The sequence below is a fragment of the Paracoccus methylovorus genome, assembly GCF_016919705.1.
Lineage (GTDB): Bacteria > Pseudomonadota > Alphaproteobacteria > Rhodobacterales > Rhodobacteraceae > Paracoccus > Paracoccus methylovorus.
In genome coordinates, this window is record NZ_CP070371.1 from 745,090 (window position 1) to 765,053 (window position 19,964).

At 64.3% G+C, this 19,964-nt stretch carries 23 protein-coding genes; 10 read left to right on the forward strand and 13 right to left on the reverse strand.

Going from position 1 to position 19,964, the window contains the following annotated elements; genetic code table 11:
• Nucleotides 1–16: 16 nt before the first annotated feature.
• Nucleotides 17–700, forward strand: a complete 684-nt coding sequence (locus tag JWJ88_RS16830) for a M48 family metallopeptidase (protein ID WP_205296838.1) — start codon at nt 17–19, stop codon at nt 698–700.
• Nucleotides 701–755: 55 nt separating this feature from the next.
• On the forward strand, nt 756–1,400 hold the full coding sequence (locus JWJ88_RS16835; protein WP_205296839.1) for a GntR family transcriptional regulator: 645 nt from the start codon (nt 756–758) through the stop codon (nt 1,398–1,400).
• A gap of 110 nt (nt 1,401–1,510) precedes the next feature.
• On the opposite strand, the gene JWJ88_RS16840 is transcribed toward JWJ88_RS16835, so the two are convergent.
• From JWJ88_RS16840 to scpA, 4 genes are all read right to left on the reverse strand, one after another.
• Nucleotides 1,511–2,827 (reverse strand): homoserine dehydrogenase, encoded by a 1,317-nt coding sequence (locus tag JWJ88_RS16840; protein ID WP_205296840.1) that lies wholly within the window; start codon nt 2,825–2,827, stop codon nt 1,511–1,513.
• Nucleotides 2,828–2,895: 68 nt separating this feature from the next.
• A complete protein-coding gene (locus JWJ88_RS16845; protein ID WP_205296841.1) occupies nt 2,896–3,429 on the reverse strand; it encodes a hypothetical protein in 534 nt (177 codons plus the stop codon).
• Nucleotides 3,430–3,611: 182 nt separating this feature from the next.
• Nucleotides 3,612–4,100, reverse strand: coding sequence for a GNAT family N-acetyltransferase (locus tag JWJ88_RS16850; protein WP_205296842.1), 489 nt, complete (start codon nt 4,098–4,100; stop codon nt 3,612–3,614).
• Nucleotides 4,101–4,212: 112 nt separating this feature from the next.
• Entirely contained in the window at nt 4,213–6,357 is a 2,145-nt protein-coding gene (gene scpA / locus JWJ88_RS16855; protein ID WP_205296843.1) for a methylmalonyl-CoA mutase, read from the reverse strand.
• 54 nt (nt 6,358–6,411) lie between these two features.
• On the opposite strand from scpA, the gene JWJ88_RS16860 reads away from it, so the two are divergent.
• Both JWJ88_RS16860 and JWJ88_RS16865 read left to right on the forward strand, forming a co-directional pair.
• Entirely contained in the window at nt 6,412–6,942 is a 531-nt protein-coding gene (locus JWJ88_RS16860) for a DUF4174 domain-containing protein (protein ID WP_407673906.1), read from the forward strand.
• Nucleotides 6,943–7,038: 96 nt separating this feature from the next.
• Entirely contained in the window at nt 7,039–7,224 is a 186-nt protein-coding gene (locus JWJ88_RS16865; protein WP_205295614.1) for a hypothetical protein, read from the forward strand.
• Here the strand turns inward: JWJ88_RS16865 and JWJ88_RS16870 are convergent.
• The 8 genes from JWJ88_RS16870 to JWJ88_RS16900 all read right to left on the reverse strand — a co-directional run bounded on the left by JWJ88_RS16870 (nt 7,190) and on the right by JWJ88_RS16900 (nt 13,784).
• Nucleotides 7,190–7,852 (reverse strand): hypothetical protein, encoded by a 663-nt coding sequence (locus tag JWJ88_RS16870; RefSeq protein WP_205295615.1) that lies wholly within the window; start codon nt 7,850–7,852, stop codon nt 7,190–7,192. The genes JWJ88_RS16865 and JWJ88_RS16870 overlap by 35 nt on opposite strands.
• Nucleotides 7,853–7,901: 49 nt before the next feature.
• Entirely contained in the window at nt 7,902–9,959 is a 2,058-nt protein-coding gene (locus JWJ88_RS16875; RefSeq protein ID WP_205295616.1) for an acetyl-CoA carboxylase biotin carboxylase subunit, read from the reverse strand.
• Nucleotides 9,960–10,079: 120 nt separating this feature from the next.
• A complete protein-coding gene (locus tag JWJ88_RS16880) occupies nt 10,080–10,292 on the reverse strand; it encodes a hypothetical protein (protein ID WP_205295617.1) in 213 nt (70 codons plus the stop codon).
• A 66-nt stretch (nt 10,293–10,358) separates the two neighbouring features.
• Nucleotides 10,359–10,604, reverse strand: a complete 246-nt coding sequence (locus JWJ88_RS16885; protein ID WP_205295618.1) for a hypothetical protein — start codon at nt 10,602–10,604, stop codon at nt 10,359–10,361.
• A gap of 145 nt (nt 10,605–10,749) precedes the next feature.
• The gene (locus tag JWJ88_RS16890) at nt 10,750–11,163 is read right to left on the reverse strand and encodes a hypothetical protein (protein WP_205295619.1); all 414 of its coding nucleotides are present in this window, start codon (nt 11,161–11,163) and stop codon (nt 10,750–10,752) included.
• Between the two features lie 93 nt (nt 11,164–11,256).
• Nucleotides 11,257–11,388, reverse strand: coding sequence for a hypothetical protein (locus tag JWJ88_RS22020; protein WP_256439728.1), 132 nt, complete (start codon nt 11,386–11,388; stop codon nt 11,257–11,259).
• Nucleotides 11,389–11,572: 184 nt separating this feature from the next.
• Complete coding sequence (locus JWJ88_RS16895; RefSeq protein WP_205295620.1) at nt 11,573–12,226, reverse strand: DUF6497 family protein; 654 nt, start codon at nt 12,224–12,226, stop codon at nt 11,573–11,575.
• Nucleotides 12,227–12,251: 25 nt separating this feature from the next.
• The gene (locus JWJ88_RS16900; protein WP_205295621.1) at nt 12,252–13,784 is read right to left on the reverse strand and encodes an acyl-CoA carboxylase subunit beta; all 1,533 of its coding nucleotides are present in this window, start codon (nt 13,782–13,784) and stop codon (nt 12,252–12,254) included.
• A 158-nt stretch (nt 13,785–13,942) separates the two neighbouring features.
• On the opposite strand from JWJ88_RS16900, the gene alr reads away from it, so the two are divergent.
• The 6 genes from alr to JWJ88_RS16930 all read left to right on the forward strand — a co-directional run bounded on the left by alr (nt 13,943) and on the right by JWJ88_RS16930 (nt 19,128).
• Nucleotides 13,943–14,962, forward strand: coding sequence for an alanine racemase (alr, locus tag JWJ88_RS16905; protein WP_240200267.1), 1,020 nt, complete (start codon nt 13,943–13,945; stop codon nt 14,960–14,962).
• On the forward strand, nt 14,959–15,717 hold the full coding sequence (locus JWJ88_RS16910) for an MlaE family ABC transporter permease (RefSeq protein WP_205295622.1): 759 nt from the start codon (nt 14,959–14,961) through the stop codon (nt 15,715–15,717). Before alr ends, JWJ88_RS16910 begins: the two co-directional genes overlap by 4 nt.
• A complete protein-coding gene (locus tag JWJ88_RS16915) occupies nt 15,717–16,451 on the forward strand; it encodes an ABC transporter ATP-binding protein (protein ID WP_205295623.1) in 735 nt (244 codons plus the stop codon). The genes JWJ88_RS16910 and JWJ88_RS16915 overlap by 1 nt, the downstream gene beginning before the upstream one ends.
• 133 nt (nt 16,452–16,584) lie before the next feature.
• On the forward strand, nt 16,585–17,682 hold the full coding sequence (locus tag JWJ88_RS16920; RefSeq protein ID WP_205295624.1) for a PhoH family protein: 1,098 nt from the start codon (nt 16,585–16,587) through the stop codon (nt 17,680–17,682).
• On the forward strand, nt 17,675–18,199 hold the full coding sequence (ybeY, locus tag JWJ88_RS16925; RefSeq protein ID WP_205295625.1) for an rRNA maturation RNase YbeY: 525 nt from the start codon (nt 17,675–17,677) through the stop codon (nt 18,197–18,199). The genes JWJ88_RS16920 and ybeY overlap by 8 nt, the downstream gene beginning before the upstream one ends.
• Nucleotides 18,196–19,128 carry a CBS domain-containing protein gene (locus JWJ88_RS16930; RefSeq protein WP_205295626.1) on the forward strand — a complete coding sequence of 311 codons (933 nt, stop codon included), beginning with the start codon at nt 18,196–18,198 and terminating at the stop codon, nt 19,126–19,128. The genes ybeY and JWJ88_RS16930 overlap by 4 nt, the downstream gene beginning before the upstream one ends.
• Before the next feature lie 5 nt (nt 19,129–19,133).
• Here JWJ88_RS16930 and JWJ88_RS16935 read toward each other — a convergent pair whose 3' ends face one another.
• A complete protein-coding gene (locus JWJ88_RS16935; protein WP_205295627.1) occupies nt 19,134–19,943 on the reverse strand; it encodes a GNAT family N-acetyltransferase in 810 nt (269 codons plus the stop codon).
• Between the last annotated feature and the right edge of the window lie 21 nt (nt 19,944–19,964).

The window sequence follows — 19,964 nt, forward strand, 5'->3', positions numbered from 1 at the left end:
CAAGATGCGGAAAGATATGGACAGGATATTGGTTGGAGGCGACATCCCCGTGACGCTGCGACGCTCGGCCCGGGCGCGGCGCATGACCCTGCGCGTGTCGCGTGCCGGGGGCGAGGTGGTGTTGACCCTGCCAAGCCGCACCAGCCTGTCCGATGGCCGCGCCTTTGCCGAGTCGCGGGCCGAGTGGCTGCGCAACACCCGGGCGGGCATGCCACCGCTGTCTCTGGTCGAGCACGGCGCCTTGCTGCCTGTAGAGGGGCGCAGGCGGCGCATTGAGCCCCATGACGGGCGGCGGGTGGAGCTGACAGATGAGCGGTTGCTGGTGCCCCAGGGCCGCCCCACGGGCCTGCTGGTCGAGGTTTGGCTGAAACATCTGGCGCAGGCGCGGCTGATGCAGGCCTGCGACCGTTATGCTGCGGCGCTGGGGCGTGGCTTTCGTGCGCTGGCGCTGCGCGACACCCGCTCGCGCTGGGGCAGTTGCACCCATGACGGGCGGTTGATGTTTTCATGGCGGCTGGCCATGGCGCCGCCCGAGGTGCTGGACTATGTCGCCGCGCATGAGGTGGCGCATCTGCAGCACATGGATCATTCGCCGGACTTCTGGGCCGCGACCGGGCAATTGATGCCCGATTATGCGGCCCGTCGCGAATGGCTGCGCCTGCATGGGCATGAATTGCTGGCCTGGCGTTTCAGGCCGTAATGCTGCGGCATCGGGACGGCTTGACGGCGTCCAATTTTGTGATCACAGAGGGGGCATGACACTTTCGCGCACCTCCGAAACTTCGGCCCATGAACGGCTTTACCGCAATTTGCGCCAGCGGATCATGCTGGGCGAACTCCCGCCGGGCCTGCCCCTGACGTTGCGGGGCATTGCGGCCGAGCATCGTGTCTCGATGACCCCCGCGCGCGAGGCGGTGCGCCGGCTGGTGGCGGAGGGTGCGCTGTCGCTGTCGTCCTCGGGACGGATCAGCACGCCGGAACTGTCGGTCGAGCGGATCGAGGAACTTGCCGCCCTGCGCGGGCTGATCGAGCCGGAACTAGCGGCCCGAGCCCTGCCGCGCGCCCATCAGGCCCTCATCGAGCGCATGGCCATCATCAACGCCGCAATCGGAGAGGCGGCCGAGGGGCACGACGCCATCGGCTATATCCGCACCAATCTGGAGTTTCACCGCCTACTTTACCTGCGCGCGCAGGCCCCGGCGATGCTGGCTATCGTCGAGACGGTCTGGTTGCAGCTTGGCCCCACCATGCGGGCACTCTACGGGCGCATGAAGCGTAACGAGCCCCCCCGGCATCACCGGATGATCCTCGCCTCGCTACGGGCGGGGGATGAGCCGGGATTGCGGCTTGCCGTCCGGGCGGATGTGACGCATGGGCTGCGCCACATAAGCCCCGCCTAAGGCATTTCCAGCAAAGTAGATGCCGGTAAAGCGCCGGGAAATGCGTAAATACAACGACCACAGCATTTCTGCGATTCAACGAATTGCAACGATGCTGTAGACCCAGCCGCCTAGACTTCTTCGATGCGCAACTCGACCGGCTCGCCGGCGATGACGCCGGTGCGGGGCAGGGCGGCGATGGCATGATCGATGGCATCCGGGGTGGTCTTGTGGGTGACGATCAGCACTGGCGCCACCCCCTCGCTGCGCGAGTGTCCGTACTGGCGCATGCGGTCGATCGAGATACCGGAATCGCCCAGCACGGTTGCGACCTTTGCCAAGGCCCCGGGCTTGTCGGTCAGTTGCAGGCGGATGTAATAGGCCGCCGGCACCGCCGTCCTGGCCGGTTGCGGCATCGCCAGATCCCCGGCCGGCTGGCCAAAGCTGGGCATGCGCACGCCGCGGGCGATCTCGACGATGTCGGACATGACGGCGCTGGCGGTGGGGCCTTCACCGGCGCCCGGGCCACGCAACACGATCTGGCCGACCGAGTCGCCTTCGATCACCACCATGTTCGTCCCGCCCTGCAATTGGCCCAACGGGCTGTCGGCAGGCACCAGACAGGGCGACATGCGCTGTTCCAGCCCGCGTCCGGTCATTTGCGCCACACCCAGCAGCTTGATGCGATAGCCCATGTCGGCGGCACGGCGGATGTCGTCGATGCTGACCCGCTCGATCCCCTCGATCTCGACCGCATCGAAGCTGGGCTTCGTGCCGAAGGCGATGGCCGACAGGATCGCCAGCTTATGGCTGGCGTCGATGCCGCCCACGTCCAGCGTCGGATCGGCCTCCAGATAGCCCAGTTGGCGGGCCTCTTCGAATACCGTCTCATAGGGCAGGCCGGCGCTTTCCATGCGCGTCAGGATATAGTTGCAGGTGCCGTTCATCACCCCCATGACGCGGCGGATCTCATTGCCGGCCAGCGACTCGGTCATGGTCTTGATGACGGGAATGCCTCCGGCCACTGCGGCCTCAAATCGGATGACCCGGCCATGGGCTTCGGCCAGTTCGGCGAGTTCCTGGCCATGGATCGCCAGCAGCGCCTTGTTGGCGGTCACCACGTCCTTGCCGGCCCGCAGCGCGGCCGTCACGGCCTCGCGCGCGATGCCCTCGTCGCCGCCGATCAGTTCGATGAACACATCCACATCTTCGCGCAGGGCAAGGGCGCGGGCGTCCTCTTCCCAACCATAGCCGGACAGGTCCACGTCGCGATTCTTCATCCGGTCGCGGGCGCAGACGGCGGTGATGGTGATCGGCCGGCCCGCGCGCAGGGACAGCAGGGCGGCGTGTTTCTGGATGATCTTGACGGTGCCGGTGCCGACCGTCCCAAGACCAGCAATGCCGAGACGAAGCGGAGAGGCGTCTTGCCCCTGTTTCTGGGCGGTCATGTGAAACTCTTATCTATTGACAAGGCGGTGTTAGCGGATGGCGCGGCACGTTGCAACGCGCGGAACGCTCAGGCCTCGTCGTCGCCTGCCCAATAACCCTGCACGCCGGTCGCACGCATCACCCGCAGGACCCGTGTGCCGATTTCGACCGTATCCGCGCGGATGGCATTCAGCTCGGCAATGCCCAGCGGCTGGCGCTGCACCTCTCCTTTGGTGCTCACAAAGGCCGGATGCCAGCGCGCCTTGTCCTCGGTCGGACGCCAGGAGGCATGGCAGATCAGGTTGCGCTGCAAGCGGATCAGGGACAGCCTGTCGGTGATGCGGTTGCGGTCGCGCAGCCCCGGATAGCGGCGCATGGCGGCGTCCAACTGGTCGATCAGGGTGCCCATGGAATCATCCGCGATCGAGACCATGCGGGTCAGCCAGCTTTGCAACTCCTCCTCGGTCAGGTCGTCGGCCAGCCGTGCGCGGTCAAGGGCATAAATGGTGCGCTTGATGATCTCCTCGAGCCAGCCGAAACTCGCCACGCACTGCCCCAGCGCCGCGGCGAAATCAGCCGGCAGAGTGTAATGGGTCTCGGCTGGGGCGCCTATTCTGGTCATCGTGTCATGTCCCCCTCGGAAACCTTGATTGCGGGGGACCGAAATGCACCCAGCCATCCCGCGGAGCCGCGTTTTGGCCCCTGAGATGCGTCTGCCGCCCCTTTGTACCCGCTCTCATCTTGTCCTCGCGCGGCTCCCGATGGTCGAGTTTTCCACGGTACCCTGCGCCAGACAAGACGTGGTCAAAGCATCTTTTGCAGCAGCACCAGATCCAGCCACCGGCCGAATTTGCGCCCAGCCTGCGGCAACAGGCCGACCTGCACATAACCAATGGCGCGATGGAAGGAGATACCGGCCTCGTTCTCGACCGAGACGGCGGCGATCATGCTATGCGCGCCGCCGGTGCGGGCATGATCCTCTATCGCCTCCATCAGCGCCCGGCCGAGACCCCGGCCGCGTGCGATGGGCGACAGGATCACCGAATGCTCCATGCAATGGGCGTAACCATCCCCGCCGCGAAACTGGTCGTAGCTGGCCAGCCCCAGCACTGCGCCTGCGTCCTCTGCGATCAGGAATTCACGCCCTGCTGCCCGGCGCTGCGCGATCATCCGGGCCAGTCCCGCAGGTGTTTTCTCTTCGCTGGAAAAGGTGATGGTGGTCTCGCGGATCAAGGGATTCCAAAAGCCAAGGATCCCGGGAATATCCCCCTCGATCGCAGGACGCAGCCTCATCTCACCAGCCTCCCTGGCCAACACCGCCGCCATCTCCCATGGGACGACAGGCTGCTTCTTCGTTGCCCAAATACCCATGCGACCGCGACGCTGGGACGCGGCCGCGCTTTTGTCACGCCGCCCGCGCTGCGCGGATCAGCGTCAGGATATCACGCGCAGCCGAGGGGATGTTGGTGCCCGGCCCGAAAATCGCCTTCACCCCGGCCTTCTTCAGGAAATCGTAATCCTGTTGCGGGATCACGCCCCCGCAGATCACGATGATATCCCCGGCGCCCTGTTCCTTCAGCGCGGCGATCAGCTTTGGCGCCAGCGTCTTGTGACCGGCTGCCTGCGAGGAAATCCCCACGACATGCACGTCGTTGTCGATGGCGTCCTGCGCGGCTTCCTCGGGGGTCTGAAACAGCGGCCCCACATCGACGTCAAAGCCGATATCGGCGAATGCGGTGGCGATCACCTTGGCGCCGCGATCGTGGCCGTCCTGACCCATCTTGACCACCAGCATACGCGGGCGGCGACCTTCTTCCTCGGCGAATGTCTCGACATCGCGCTGGATCTGGGCAAAGTCGTCGTCGCCTTCATAAGCCGCACCATAGACGCCGGCCAGCGTCTTTACCTCGGCCCGGTGGCGGCCGAATTCCTTTTCCATCGCCATGCTGATCTCTCCCACGCTGGCCCGGGCGCGCGCGGCCTCGACCGCTGCGTCAAGCAGGTTGCCGCCTTCCTTTGCCCGGCGCGTGATCTCGTCCAGCGCCGCCTGGCACTTCGCTTCGTCCCGCGTCGCGCGGATCTGGTTCAGCCGCGCGATCTGGGACTCGCGCACCTTCACGTTGTCGATGTCGAGGATGTCGATGGGGTCTTCCTTCGTCAGGCGATACTTGTTCACGCCGACGATGACTTCTTCGCCCCGGTCGATCTGGGCCTGACGCCGCGCTGCGGTTTCCTCGATCCGCAGCTTGGGCATGCCCGAGGCCACGGCCTTGGTCATGCCGCCCATCTCCTCGACCTCTTCGATCAGCGCCCAGGCTTTCTCGGCCAGTTGCGCGGTCAGGCTTTCGACGTAATAGCTGCCCGCCAGCGGATCGACGACATGGGTGATGCCGGTTTCCTCTTGCAGGATCAACTGAGTGTTGCGCGCGATGCGGGCGCTGAATTCGGTCGGCAGTGCGATGGCTTCGTCCAGCGCGTTGGTGTGCAGCGATTGCGTGCCGCCAAGTGCTGCCGCCAGCGCCTCATAGGCGGTGCGGACCACGTTGTTGTAGGGGTCCTGTTCCTGCAGGCTGACACCCGAGGTCTGGCAATGCGTGCGCAGCATCAGACTGCCCGGTTTCTTGGGGTCGAACTCCTTCATGATCCGCGTCCACAGCAGACGGGCGGCACGCAGCTTGGCGGCCTCCATGAAGAAATTCATGCCGATGGCAAAAAAGAACGACAGCCGTCCGGCGAACTGGTCCACGTCCATGCCCGCGCTCAGCGCCGCACGGACATATTCGCGTCCATCGGCCAGCGTATAGGCCAGTTCCTGCACCAGGTTCGCGCCCGCTTCCTGCATGTGATAGCCGGAAATCGAGATCGAGTTGAACTTGGGCATCTCGTTCGAGGTATATTCGATGATATCCGCGATGAGCCGCATCGAGGGCTCGGGCGGATAGATATAGGTGTTGCGGACCATGAACTCCTTGAGGATGTCGTTCTGGATCGTGCCCGACAGGACCGAGCGCGGATGCCCCTGCTCCTCGCCCGTCACGATGAAGTTCGCCAGGATCGGGATCACCGCACCATTCATGGTCATGGACACGGAAACCTTGTCCAGCGGGATGCCGTCGAACAGGACCTTCATGTCCTCGACGCTGTCGATGGCGACGCCCGCCTTGCCGACATCGCCTTCGACGCGGGGATGATCGCTGTCATAGCCGCGATGGGTGGCAAGATCGAAGGCGACCGAGACGCCCTGTTGGCCGGCGGCCAGCGCCTTGCGGTAGAAGGCGTTCGATTCCTCGGCGGTCGAGAAACCGGCGTATTGCCGGATGGTCCAGGGCCGGCCGGCATACATGGTCGCGCGCGGTCCGCGGGTAAAGGGCTCAATCCCCGGCAGGCTGCCCAGATGCGGCAGGTGCGTCAGATCGTCCTGGGTGTAAAGCGGCTTGACCTCGATTCCTTCCAGCGTGTGCCAGGTCAGGCTGTCGGGATCGGCGCCTTTCAGCTCTTTGCTGGCAAGCTTGCGCCAGTCTTCCAGAGCGGCTTTTGTGCATTCGGTCATCTTGCATCCTTTCCCATGGCCTCTCGGCTCTTATATGAATAAGAAGAAGAGAGGATGATGAAACTGAAACGGTTGATTTTTCTGGCAATGGTGCCGCTGATTGCGGCCATGGGGCCCAGGCCCCAGGGCGAGGCCGACGGCCATCGTCCGTTTGTCCGCGGCGAAGTGCCCGCCGCGCGTGATGAGGCCGCACCGTTCACGCATCCCAAGATGCAGGCGGGCGAGTTGACGGTGCTGTCGGCTGACGAGGCTGATCCGGCGGAATTCGTCTGGCAGGCGCGGCCGGTGGTGATCTTTGCCAATACGGCGGCCGATCCGTCCTTTACCGAGCAACTGGCCATCCTGCGCCGCGATCCGGCGCCGCTGCTTGTCCGCGGCGTGGTGGTCATCACCGATACCGATCCTGCGGCTGCAAGCCTGTGGCGGCGGCAATTGCGCCCCGAGGGGTTTTCGCTGGTGCTGATCGACAAGGATGGCCAGGTCAAGCAGCGCAAGCCGTCGCCCCGATCCGTGCGCGAGATTACGCGGGCAATCGACAAGTTCCCGCTGCGTTTGCAGGAAATCGGTCGCGCCGGGTTGCCGTGACAGGTTGAAGCCCGCAACGGGATGTTGCAGAAATCGCAATTCGTGACTATTTTCAGGACATGGGCAGTATCCTGCCCGCCAGGAAAGGAGCGGCGCATGAGCAAGTCGAATTTGCTGCAAAAAACGGAAACGAGGCCCGAGTCCAAGCCGCGCCCCGAGCCCGCGGCTGCGAATGACAGCTTTGTCGCCCGGCTGGCAAAGGCGCGGACGGCCAATGAAATGACCAACCTGATCGGATTGAAACCCATCAAAGGCCGCTCCGGTCCGAAGATCGCCTATTAAGCCGCGCGCGCATCTCGGCCAGTTCCGAGGGCAGGTTTGCGGCGATGCGGTCCGCACGCTCGCGCGTGTCACTTTCGTATAGCTCCAGAATCGTCGCATCGCCGCCGTGCAGGCTGGCCAGCAGGATGCGTATCGCTCCATAGCCGGCTTCCCGCGCGACATCGCTGAGTTCCAGATAATCCAGAAACATCTCGGCCGCCCGGTCGCGGTTGCGGCGCGCCAATGCCGGCAGCTCGGTCTCGAACGAGCGCATCAGCGCGATTTGCCGGTAATAGGTTACGACCGGGTCGATAACCAGCGCCGGCAGGATATGCACATCCTCGATGAGGGCCGAAAAGATGCGGTCGTTGGAGTTGTCCGGCAGCATCTGGATAAAGCCGTCGTCGCGGATGCGCCGCACGGTGTCCGGGATTTCGCGACTATCCAGACGCTGGTTTTCCAGACTGACGACATGGGCGCGTATCTCGGCCAAAAGCGCGCGCTGCATGTCGTCCACGCGCTCGGCGCGCAGCTTGGCGTCGCGCCGACGGTTCTGAAAGGCGACGACCCACCAGCCCGTGGCGATGAACAGCCCGGCGACAAACGCCTGCTGTGCCTGTGGGCTGAGATAGTCGTCCAAAACCGGCATGTTCCCCGATCCTTGTGCCGGGCGCTGGTATGCGCCCGGCGGTTGCATGTCACTCGAACTCGATGATTACGTCATCGACCTTAAGGCTTTCGCCCGGCTTGGCATTGACGGATTTCACGACGCTCTTGCGTTCGGCGCGCAGGATGTTTTCCATCTTCATCGCCTCGACCGTGGCCAGCGCCTGTCCTTCCTGCACCTCGTCGCCGGCCTCAACATTGATCCGCACCACAAGACCTGGCATCGGGCAAAGCAGGAATTTCGAGGTGTCGGGCGGCAGTTTCTCGGGCATCAGCCGCGCCAGTTCAGCCGCGCGCGGCCGGCGGACATAGGTTTTCAGATCCGCACCCCGGACCCGCAACCGGAAACCCGAGGGCTGGCGATCGACCTTCATCACCAAGGGCGCACCATCGACCGCAAGCCGGGCGAGCGATTGCCCCGGCAGCCAGTCGCTTTCGACACGCAGCTTGCGGCCGTCGATTTCGACGGTCGAGCCTTGCTTATCGGCGGTGATGCGCACCGGGACCTCTTTGCCGGCGACGAAGACGACCCAATGCTCGCCGACATGGCGTTCATGGTTGTCCAGCCGGCCCGAGATGCGGGCGCGCCGGATTTCCGCCACGCGATGCATGGCCGCCGCCGAGGCGGCGACGCGGGTGATCTCGGCGTCCGGCAGGGCCGCGCCCAGAAAGCCCTCGGGATATTCTTCGGCGATGAAGGCGGTCGAGATATCGCCCGACACGAATTTCGGATGGTCCATCACCGCCGACAGGAAGGGCAGGTTGTGACCGATGCCCTCGACCTCGAACTCGTCCAGCGCCAGCCGCATCTGCTCGATGGCGTCGTCGCGGGTCGGTGCCCAGGTACAAAGCTTGGCGATCATCGGATCGTAATACATGCTGATCTCGCCGCCCTCATAGACGCCGGTATCGTTACGCACCCCGGTCGCAGCCACGCGCGGCTTGTCGCCGGGATGGGCAGGCACCCATTTGTCTGCCGCCTGCAACGGGCCGGCCGCAGTCTCGACCGGCGGGCGATAGCGGGTCAGCCGCCCGATCGAGGGCAGGAAGCCGCGATAGGGGTCTTCGGCATAAAGCCGGCTTTCGATGGCCCAGCCGTTGATCTTCAGGTCGTCCTGCCGGAAGGGCAGCGGCTCGCCCGCCGCGACGCGGATCATCTGTTCCACAAGGTCGATGCCGGTGATCAGCTCGGTCACCGGGTGCTCCACCTGCAACCGGGTGTTCATTTCCAGGAAATAGAAGTTCTTCTGGGCATCGACGATGAACTCGACCGTGCCGGCGCTGGTATAGTTCACGGCTTGGGCCAATGCCACGGCCTGCTCTCCCATCGCCTTGCGGGTCGCCTCGTCCAGGAAGGGCGAGGGGGCCTCTTCGATCACCTTTTGGTTGCGGCGCTGGATCGAGCATTCGCGTTCATGCAGATAGACGCAATTGCCGTGCTTGTCGGCCAGCACCTGAATTTCGATATGACGGGGCTGGGTGACGAACTTCTCGATAAAGATGCGGTCGTCGCCAAAACTGTTCGCGGCCTCGTTCTTGGAGGATTCGAAGCCTTCGCGCGCCTCTTGCTCGTTCCAGGCGATGCGCATGCCCTTGCCGCCGCCGCCGGCCGATGCCTTGATCATCACCGGGAAGCCGACTTCCTTCGAAATCTTGACCGCCTCGTCGGCGTCCGCGATCAGGCCCATATAACCGGGCACCGTGCTGACACCGGCCTCTTGCGCCAGTTTCTTCGAGGTGATCTTGTCGCCCATGGCCTCGATGGCGGGCGAGGGCGGGCCGATAAAGACGACGCCTTCCTTTTCCAGCGCCTCGGCGAATTTCATGTTCTCGGACAAAAAGCCATAGCCGGGATGCACCGCCTCGGCCCCGGTCTGGCGGATCGCCTCCATGATCTTGTCGATCACGATATAGGACTGGTTGGCCGGGGGCGGGCCGATATGCACCGCCTCGTCCGCCATCTTGACGTGCAGCGCATTGCGGTCGGCGTCGGAATAGACGGCGACGGTCTGGATGCCCATCTTCTTGGCGGTCTTGATGACCCGGCAGGCGATCTCGCCCCGATTGGCGATCAGGATTTTCTTGAACATGTTTCTTTCCCCTGGGGCAGATCCCGAACGTGAAAAAGCCGCCCCGACGCAAAGCCGGGACGGCTGTAAACAGGTATGAGCGGCGCGCGGACGCGAGCCGTCAGATGATTGGCAAAAGCCTTATTGGCAGAGGCGCACGTCGTCGCACAGTGCGCCGGCAGCAGCGCCGATGGCCGCGCCTTTGACGACGTTATGGCCGCCGACATGGGCGACGGTCGCACCGACACCCGCGCCGATAAGACCGCGGTCCATATCGGTCGGGTTGATGTTCTGGGTGCAGCCGGCAAGGCCGACAAGGCCAAGGCCAAGCACGAAAACGATTTTCTTGGGCATTTCGCTTGCTCCGGGAGGCGGGCGACGGCACCGGGCGTCAGCCCGGGGCCGAACGTCCGGTTGAAATCAGTAGCGGCGCTGGCAGACGCCGGCGTCGTCGCAAAGCGCGCCGCCAGCCGCACCGATGAGGGCGCCGGTCGCAACGTCACCGTCGATGATCTTTGCCACGGCCGCACCAGCCAGCGCGCCGCCAGCCGCGCGCTGCGCGTCGGGGGAAAGGGTCGCGCCGCCGCCGTAGCCTTGTTCGCAGGCAGCAAGGCCGGCGACCAGAAGGGCCGCGGTGGAGAGACGCAGGATGACGGATTTTTGCATAGCGTTTTGCCTGTATTATGGACCCGTTTACGGGCCGTTGGTGATAGAGGTGCGCATAATATTGCACGCACCACACCCGGAAGAAACTGACAACGGTGTGAAAACACAAAACTACGCGGCAATCCGCCCATCCCCCGGCCGGTCATCACTTGTCGTCCTCGTCGTCCCAGTCGTCGTCTTCCCAATCGACGTCGTCCCAGTCGAACTCGGGCGCGTTCTCGGCGAAAAGCTCGGGAAAGCTGGCTTCGGCGCGTTTCATATCGACGCGCAGAAGCTGGTCATAGTCGGTGGAATCAAGCTTGCCGACCGCGATCACCTCGCGGCCAAGCAACCAGGACAACCGCCCCGCATCAAGATTGCCGCGCTGGAACGGTTCTTCGCCGAAAAGCTGGATCAATGCTGCCAGAAAGGCGGTATCGGCACGGCGGTCGGCCGGCCTGCGGTCGCGGAAACGCTCGCGACGGACCAAGGGCGTTGCGCCCTTCTTGTTGGCGCGGCGGATGGTGAACTGGAAGTCGGTGCCGGGAAGGCGGCCTGGAAAGCCACGATGCTTCAGCATGTCTTGCCCCCTTTTGGAATTGCGTCATCGCACGGGGGCCGGGCGGAACGCGGATGGCGCGGGCCGCCTTGCAGCCCGCGCACGGCCGGTGGCTTAGTTGGCGCCGTATTTGCCTTGGTAGACCGGCTCGGGCTGAACCGGGATCGGGGCGATTTCAGGCTCTTTCTTGGCGCAGGCCGCGGCAAGGCCAACGAGGACGAGGGCCAGTGCAAGCTTCTTCGACATGTTGTCGTGCTCCTGTATTGCGGGATGGTTGTGTCCCGACTGCTCGGTTGAGATTCGGCCGCCTCATGCGACCGCGGCGCCATGATAGCCAGCGCGGCGCGGGGCTGACAGGGACCGCGTAAAGCCATGCTTGCGGGTCCGCTGCGCTGTGGCAGGCTTGCATCAGGGCGCAGAGAAAGGAACATCACCACGGTTCCCACTCACAGGTGTCGCGATCGGGCGGCAGGTGGAATGCCTCGAAGATCTGAACCACCTCGGGGTCGAAGCTGCCAAAGGGGGTCTCGCGGTCCGCCAGGCTGATGATGATCTGGCTGGGTCGTGGCGCGGGGGTTGCGATGCGGGGCAGGGCCCAGTTCTCGCACAGCCAGACGATATCCTCGTGCACCGGGTCCTGAGCCAGCACGTCGGGCGCTGCGGGCAGAACCGGGGCGCCGACCAGCGCGTCGGCTGCTTCCTCGTCGGCCTCGGGGGGGAGGTCCGCCTGCGTCATATCGTCCAGCGTGGCGGGATCGATCAGGCCGTCATCCGGTTCGGCGCCGGTGATTTCGCCACTTTCGGTGTCGATGTCGATCGGCCCCCGCATCTCGTCCTCGACAAAGTCCGAAGCCGGGCCGCTGGTTACCGGGACGCGCTGCGCCAGGTCGGGCATGACGAAACGAAACCGATAGGTCAGGCCGAACCCGCCGGCATTGTCGTGCCGCGTCTCTTGCCAGCGCACCACGGAGCCCGAGGGAAGAAGAATGTCGGCCGTGGACCCCTGCGCGATGGCAATGCCGGTTGCCCCGACCAAAGCGGCCGGAGGCATCAGCGCAAAGCCGATCGCGGTAAGTCTCGACATACTTCCTCCCTTGGTTTTCATACTGTTACAGCGGGATGTTGTCGTGTTTCTTCCACGGGTTCGACAATTTTTTGCCACGCAGGGACGCGAATGCCCGAGCGATGCGACGGCGCGTCGAACGTGGCTGGATCACTTCGTCGATAAAGCCTTTCTCGGCGGCGACGAAGGGGTTGGCAAAGCGGTCCTCGTAATCCTTGGTGCGGCTGGCGATCTTGTCGACATCGCCCAATTCGCTGCGATAAAGGATCTCGACCGCGCCCTTGGCGCCCATTACCGCGATTTCCGCCGTGGGCCAGGCATAGTTGAAATCGCCACGCAGGTGCTTGGACGCCATGACGTCATAGGCGCCGCCATAGGCCTTGCGGGTGATGACAGTGACTTTCGGCACCGTCGCCTCGCCGTAGGCGAACAGCAGTTTCGCACCATGCTTGATGACGCCGCCATATTCTTGTCCCGTTCCGGGCAGGAAGCCGGGCACGTCCACGAAGGTCAGGATCGGAATTTCGAACGCATCGCAGAAGCGGACGAAACGCGCGGCCTTACGCGAGCTGTCGATGTCGAGGCAGCCGGCAAGGACCATGGGCTGGTTGGCGACCACACCGACGGTCTGCCCTTCGATGCGGATGAAGCCGGTGATGATATTGCCGGCGAAATCTTTTTGAATCTCGTAGAAATCCCCCTCGTCCGAGACCTTCAGGATCAGTTCCTTCATGTCATAGGGCTGGTTGGGGTTGTCGGGGATCAGCGTGTCCAGGCTTGCCTCGACCCGGGCCGGATCGTCGAAGAAGGGCCGGGTCGGCGCCTTTTCACGATTGTTGAGCGGCAGGAAATCGACAAGGCGACGGATTTCCGACATCGCCTCGACATCGTTTTCAAAGGCGCCGTCGGCGACCGAGCTTTTCTTGGTGTGGGTCGAGGCCCCGCCCAGTTGCTCGGCCGTGACCACCTCGTTCGTCACCGTCTTGACCACATCCGGGCCGGTCACGAACATATAGCTGGTGTCCTTGACCATGAAGATGAAGTCGGTCATCGCCGGCGAATAGACCGCGCCGCCCGCGCAAGGTCCCATGATCACCGAGATCTGCGGCACCACGCCAGAGGCCATGATGTTGCGCTGGAACACATCCGCATAACCCGCGAGCGAGGCTACGCCCTCTTGAATCCGCGCGCCGCCCGAATCGTTCAGCCCGATCACAGGGGCGCCGTTCTGCACCGCCATGTCCATGATCTTGCAGATCTTCTGCGCATGGGTTTCCGACAGCGAGCCGCCGAAGACGGTGAAGTCCTGCGAGAACACATAGACCATGCGGCCGTTGATGGTGCCCCAGCCGGTGACGACGCCGTCGCCATAGGGGCGGTCTTCCTCCATGCCGAAATCGGTCGAGCGATGGCGGACGAACATGTCGAACTCTTCGAACGAACCCTCGTCCAGCAGCAGTTCGAGCCGTTCACGCGCGGTCAGTTTGCCGCGCGCGTGTTGTGCGTCGATGCGCCGCTGCCCGCCGCCCAGCCGCGCATCGCGGCGGCGCGATTCCAGTTCGCCGAGGATGTCCTTCATGAGCCGTCTCCCTTTGGGTTTGGCGCAAACTATCGGGTTGGCCTCGATGCGGGAAGCGGAAAGGCGAATATTTGCAAAATATGCTAGCGAACTTAGCTGCAAATAGCAAAGTAGCTAAAACCCTTGACGACGGCATAGGCAAGAGCCATGCCGCTTGCATGGGACTCGTGATTGATCTTCCGGCCATCGCGGCCAATTGGAATGCGCTTGCGGCAAGAGCGCCGGGCGCTCGGGCGGCGGCGGTTGTCAAGGCCGATGCCTATGGGTTGGGTGCAGACCGCGTGGCGCCGGCGCTTTATGCAGCGGGCGCGCGGGATTTCTTTGTCGCCCTTGCATCCGAGGGGCGGGCGATCCGGCCGCTTTTGCCTGACGATGCGCAGATTTTCGTGCTGTCGGGCCATATGGAGGGCGCAGATCTCTCTGGGCTGATCCCGGTGCTGAACAGCCCCGAGCAGTTTTTCCGCGACCGTGCCCTGCGGCCCAAGGGGCCATTCGGCATCCAGTTGGACAGCGGCATGAACCGGCTGGGGCTGGAGGCTGGCGAATGGGCGGCCATCCGCACCGAGGCGCTGGCGGCTGGTCCCGCGCTGGTCATGTCGCATCTGGCTTGCGCCGATGAGCCGGATCACCCGGCCAATGCCCAGCAACTGGCTGCTTTCCGGGTGATGACCGAGGGCGTGACCGCGCCGCGTTCGCTGGCGGCAACCGGGGGCATCTTGCTGGGGCCCGAATATCATTTCGATCTGGTTCGCCCGGGTATCGGACTTTATGGCGGCCAGCCCTATACTGATGCGCGCCCTGTGGTCTTGCTGGCTCTGCCGGTGATCCAGATGCGCGAGGTCAAGCCGGGCGAATCCGTGGGTTACGGCTATGCCTGGGTCGCGCAGCGTGTCTCGCGTGTGGCGACGGTGGCGGCGGGATATGCCGATGGGCTGGCGCGGGCACTGGCGCGTGAGGGCGGGCTGAAGCTTTGGGCCGGCGATATCGCAGTGCCGGTGATCGGCCGCATCTCGATGGACCTGATCACCGTCGATGTGACCGACCTGCCTGACGTGCCCGCGACACTGGAGGTCCTGAACCCGCGGCAGGGGGTTGACGATCTGGCGGCGCTTTCGGGCACGATCGGCTATGAGATCCTGACCTCGCTGGGACGGCGCTACGAGCGGACCTGGCTGTGAACCCAGTCCGGCTGACGGGCAGGGCGGTGATCGGGCTGACCCGCGCCACGGGGCGGGTTGCGATATTCGCCGCACAAGGGCTTGCCCGCGTCGGACGACATCCACGGGAACTGGCGCGGCAGATCGTCCAGATCGGCTGGCTGTCGCTGCCGGTGGTCGGGTTGACCGCGCTGTTTACAGGTGCGGCGCTGGCCTTGCAGATCCATTCGGGGGGTGAACGGTTTCAGGCCTCGGACGTAGTGCCCGCCATCGTTGCCATCGGCATGGCGCGCGAACTTGGCCCGGTGCTGGGCGGTCTGATGGTGGCTGCCCGTGTCGCCAGCGCCATTGCGGCGGAACTGGGCACCATGCGCGTGACCGAGCAGATCGATGCGCTGGTCACGCTTTCGACCGATCCGGTGGGCTGGCTGGTTTCGCCCCGGCTGTGGGCGGCGCTGCTTTGCCTGCCCGTGCTGATCGGCGTGGGCGATATCATCGGCATCATGGGCGGCTGGCTGATCGGGGTGCAGGCGCTGGGGTTCAACTCGACCATCTACCTGTCCAATTCCTGGGCCTATCTGGAAAGCTGGGACGTGGTGTCGGGCCTGCTCAAGGGCGTGGTATTCGGGCTGATCGTGGCGCTGTCGGGTTGCTGGTTCGGCATGACGGCTGCGGGCGGCGCGGCGGGCGTGGGACGCGCGACGACCAATGCCGTTGTTGCGGCCTCGGTCGGCATCCTTGCCGCCAATTTCGCGCTGACGGGGCTGTTCTTCTGATGCTTTCGGTGCGCGGCCTGACAAAAAGCTTTGGCGCCAAGCGAGTGCTGGACGGGGTGGATCTGGACCTGGCGACGGGCGAAAGCCTTGTCGTGATCGGCGGTTCGGGCACCGGAAAATCGGTGCTCTTGCGCTGTATTCTGGGGCTGGAGACGCCCGACGCGGGCACGATCCTGTGGCAGGGTGCACCGCTCGCGCAGCGCCGGGCCGAGTTCATGGACCATTTCGGCATGCTGTTCCAGAATGCAGCGCTGTTCGACAGCCTGCCGGTCTGGCGCAACGTCGCCTTCCGGCTGCTGCGAACCATGCCAAAGGCGCATGCGCGCCGCATTGCCTTGGAAAAGCTGGCCCGCGTCGGGCTGGGTCCCGAGGTCGCGGACCTGCATCCGGCCGAGCTTTCGGGCGGGATGCGCAAGCGTGCCGGTCTTGCCCGGGCCATCGCCGCCGATCCGAAAGTGATCTTTTTCGACGAGCCGACGACAGGTCTGGACCCGATCCGGGCGGCGGCGATCAACATGCTGATCCGCGACATTGTCGATGAAACCGGTGCCACCGCCATCACCATCACCCATGACATGAGTTCGGTGCGCAGTATCGCCGACCGGGTGGCACTGCTGGATCGCGGCCGGCTGCGCTGGCAAGGGACCGTGGACGAGATGGACCGGGCCGGGGATGATTATCTGGCCGATTTCATCGCCGGCCGCGCCCGCCCGATGGCTTGGGGGCCGGGATGATGGACCCGGAAAGGATGATGACCGATTTTTTGCCGAATTTCGTGCAAAACGGCAATACCGGCGGCGCACCCCTTGTGCGAATCCCGCGCAATTGCAACCATGACTTACTGAGTATCTCACCTCGGAGACGAATTTGGGTCTGACCCCTACGCATCCCGCGACCGCGACCCCCGGCGAAACCTTGCTGGAATTCCATGACAACAGGCTGTTGATCGATCTCTGCGGCCCGCATGACCGCCATCTGGCGCGGATCGAAGAGGCGCTGAAGGTGCATATCCTGCGACGCGGCAATCTGCTGTCCGTGGTGGGTCCGGTCGATGCTCAGGCCGAGGCGGCGCAGGTTTTGCGCGCGCTTTACGCAAGGTTGGAGCAGGGTCGTCCGGTCGAGATGGCCGAGGTCGAGGCCGCACTGCGCATGGGCAGCGAGACGGTGACCGAAGGTCCGACCCCGGCCGAGCAGTTGGAGATGTTCCAGACCGGTCCGATCGAACTGCGCACCCGCAAGAAGACCGTCGAGCCGCGCACCGATGCGCAAAAGGAATATGTCCGTGCGCTTTTTGCCAATGAGATGGCCTTTGGCATCGGTCCCGCCGGTACGGGCAAGACCTATCTGGCGGTGGCCGTGGGCGTGACCATGTTGATCGGCGGCCATGTGGACCGGATCATCCTGTCGCGCCCCGCGGTCGAGGCGGGTGAGCGGCTGGGTTTTCTGCCCGGCGACATGAAGGAAAAGGTCGATCCCTACATGCAGCCGCTTTATGATGCGCTGAATGACTTCCTGCCCAGCAAGCAGATGCAGAAGCTGATGGAGGAAAAGCGTATCGAGATCGCTCCGCTGGCCTTCATGCGCGGCCGCACGCTGTCGAACAGCTTTGTGGTGCTGGACGAGGCGCAAAATGCCACGACCATGCAGATGAAGATGTTCCTGACCCGGCTGGGCGAGGGGTCGCGCATGGTGGTGACCGGTGACCGCACCCAGATCGACCTGCCGCGCGGCATCCATTCCGGTCTGGTCGACGCGGAAAAGATCCTCAAGGGTATCAAGGGCATCAGCTTCAGCTATTTCACCGCCAAGGACGTGGTGCGCCATTCGCTGGTCGCCCGTATCATCGAGGCTTACGACGCCGAATCCGAGGCGGCACTGGCGCGTGGCGAGGTCGTGGACGACCGTGGCCCGCATAACCCGCGCCGCGAACCACGACTGGCCAGCAGAGGACCGGGCGATGCCTGATAGTGCGGAGGCGTCGGAAGAGGCGCTGGAGATCGTCGATATCGTGCTGGAGGACGACCGCTGGGAGGATGCCGGCCTGCCCGCCATGGCCGAGCGCGCCGCCCATGCGATAGGCGAATGGCTGGAGCTGGGCGCATTCCAGATCGTGGTGATGGGGTGTGACGATGCGCGCATCGCCGGACTGAACGCCGAGTTTCGCGGCAAGCCAAAGCCGACCAACGTGCTGAGCTGGCCCTCGACCGAATTCGAGCCGCGCCAGCCCGGCACGCATCCCGATCCGCTGGAGGTGGAGGAGTTGGGAGATATCGCCATCTCCTACGACACCTGCCAGCGCGAGGCAGAGGCACAGGGTAAGCCCTTCGCCGATCACGCCATGCATCTTCTTGTTCATGCCATGCTGCATCTTGCCGGCTATGACCACATCGACGACGAGGATGCGGAAACCATGGAGGATACCGAGCGCTCGATCCTGGGCAAACTTGGTATCCCCGATCCTTATCTGGAACCTGACACATGAGTAACGATCGAAGTCCCGACACGCCCGTCTCTGCCGAACCTGCCTCATGGGCGGATGGCACGGGCGGCGACGGGCGTGACCTGCCGCAATCGCGCGGCTTTCTGGGGCGCATTCTTGGCGCATTCGGCGGCGGCGAGTCCGAAACGGATAGCGCCGAGGCCCGTGACAAGGGGCCGACCGCACCCTCGACCAGTGTTCTCGGCATGGTCAATCTGCGCCGCATGCGCGTCGACGACGTTGCGGTGCCCAAGGTGGAAATCGTCGCCGCTCCGGTGACCGCCACCCTTCCGGAACTGGTCGAGATGTTCCGCGAACATGGTTTTTCCCGTATCCCGGTGTTTCGAGGCACGCTGGACAGCCCACTGGGGCTGATCCATCTTAAGGATCTGGCGCTGAAATACGGCTTTGGCGCCAAGGCTCCGGTCAAATTCGCCCTGCGCCCGATGCTGCGGCCTTTGCTTTATGTGCCCCCCTCGATGCCCATCGGCGTGCTTTTGCAGCAGATGCAGCAAAAGCGCATCCACATGGCGTTGGTCATCGATGAATATGGCGGCGTGGACGGGCTTGTCACCATCGAGGATCTGATCGAACAGGTCATCGGCGAGATCGAGGATGAGCATGACGAGATCGAGGGTGGTCTGGTCATCCAGGAAAAACCCGGCCAATGGTTGATCCAGGCCCGCACTCCGCTGGAGGATGTCGAGGCGCAGACCGGCCTGCGCCTTGCTACCGACGAGGAAGAAGATGAAATCGACACGCTCGGCGGATTGATCTTCATGTTGACTGGTCGCGTGCCGGTGCGCGGCGAGGTGATCCCCCATGAAAGCGGCGCCGAGTTCGAAATCATCGATGCCGATCCGCGCCGGGTCAAGCGGGTGCGCCTGCGGCTGCCCCAGCAAGAAGCGCCGCCAGCCGAAAACGAAGGCTAGCCGCGTCAGAGCGCCGCAAAGGCCGGCGCATGGGTGATGCGGCTGCCGGCGGGCAGTCGCGGCCCCAGCACCATCAGGTTCGGCCCGGCATAGGGCGAAGTCAGATCGGCAGGCGTAAAGCCGAAACGAACATAATAGGTCGGATCGCCTAGCACGACGATGGTGTGATCTTCAAACGCAGCCAGAGCGGCGCGCACCAGCGCCTCGCCGATGCCCCGCGATTGGACAGCAGGATGGGCGGCCAGCGGGGCCAAGGCCAGCGCCGGCCCCGTGGCCCGCAGCGGTGACAGGGCGACATGGCCGACGACGGTGCCCGCGGCCTCGGCCACCAGCGACAGTGCCAGATCGCCCGCGGCACGCAGCGCGTCCAGCAGGCGCGCCTCGGCGGGGCCATCGAAGGCGCAGGTCAGCAGTTCGGTGATCTGCTGATGGTCATAGCGCAGTTCGGGACGAATGCGGGGCACGACGTTCTCGCGTTTCAGGTCGCGGGTGATGCCCCGGCTTTCACTTGCCCAGCGACTGCCTTTCAGCCGGCTGCGATGCGCCTCGAAGGCATGATCGCTGGCATAAAGCTCCTGCACCTCCCAGATCAGCGGATCCTCGGCCTGCTCAAGATCAAACCGCAGGTTGCCGGGCTCGGCCCGGCTGAGCCGCGCATGTTCCGTCAGCAGATCCATCGCCAAGAGCATCTGCGCCGCATCCTTGCAGATCAGCCGGCCGCTGATCGAGACAAGCGGCTGTTCAAGCGGGATCTCTTCGCCACCCAACACGGGCGGGGGGGCGTGGTTGTGATTCTGTCCGCAGGCGCAACTCATGGCCAGGTCCTTGTCATAAGC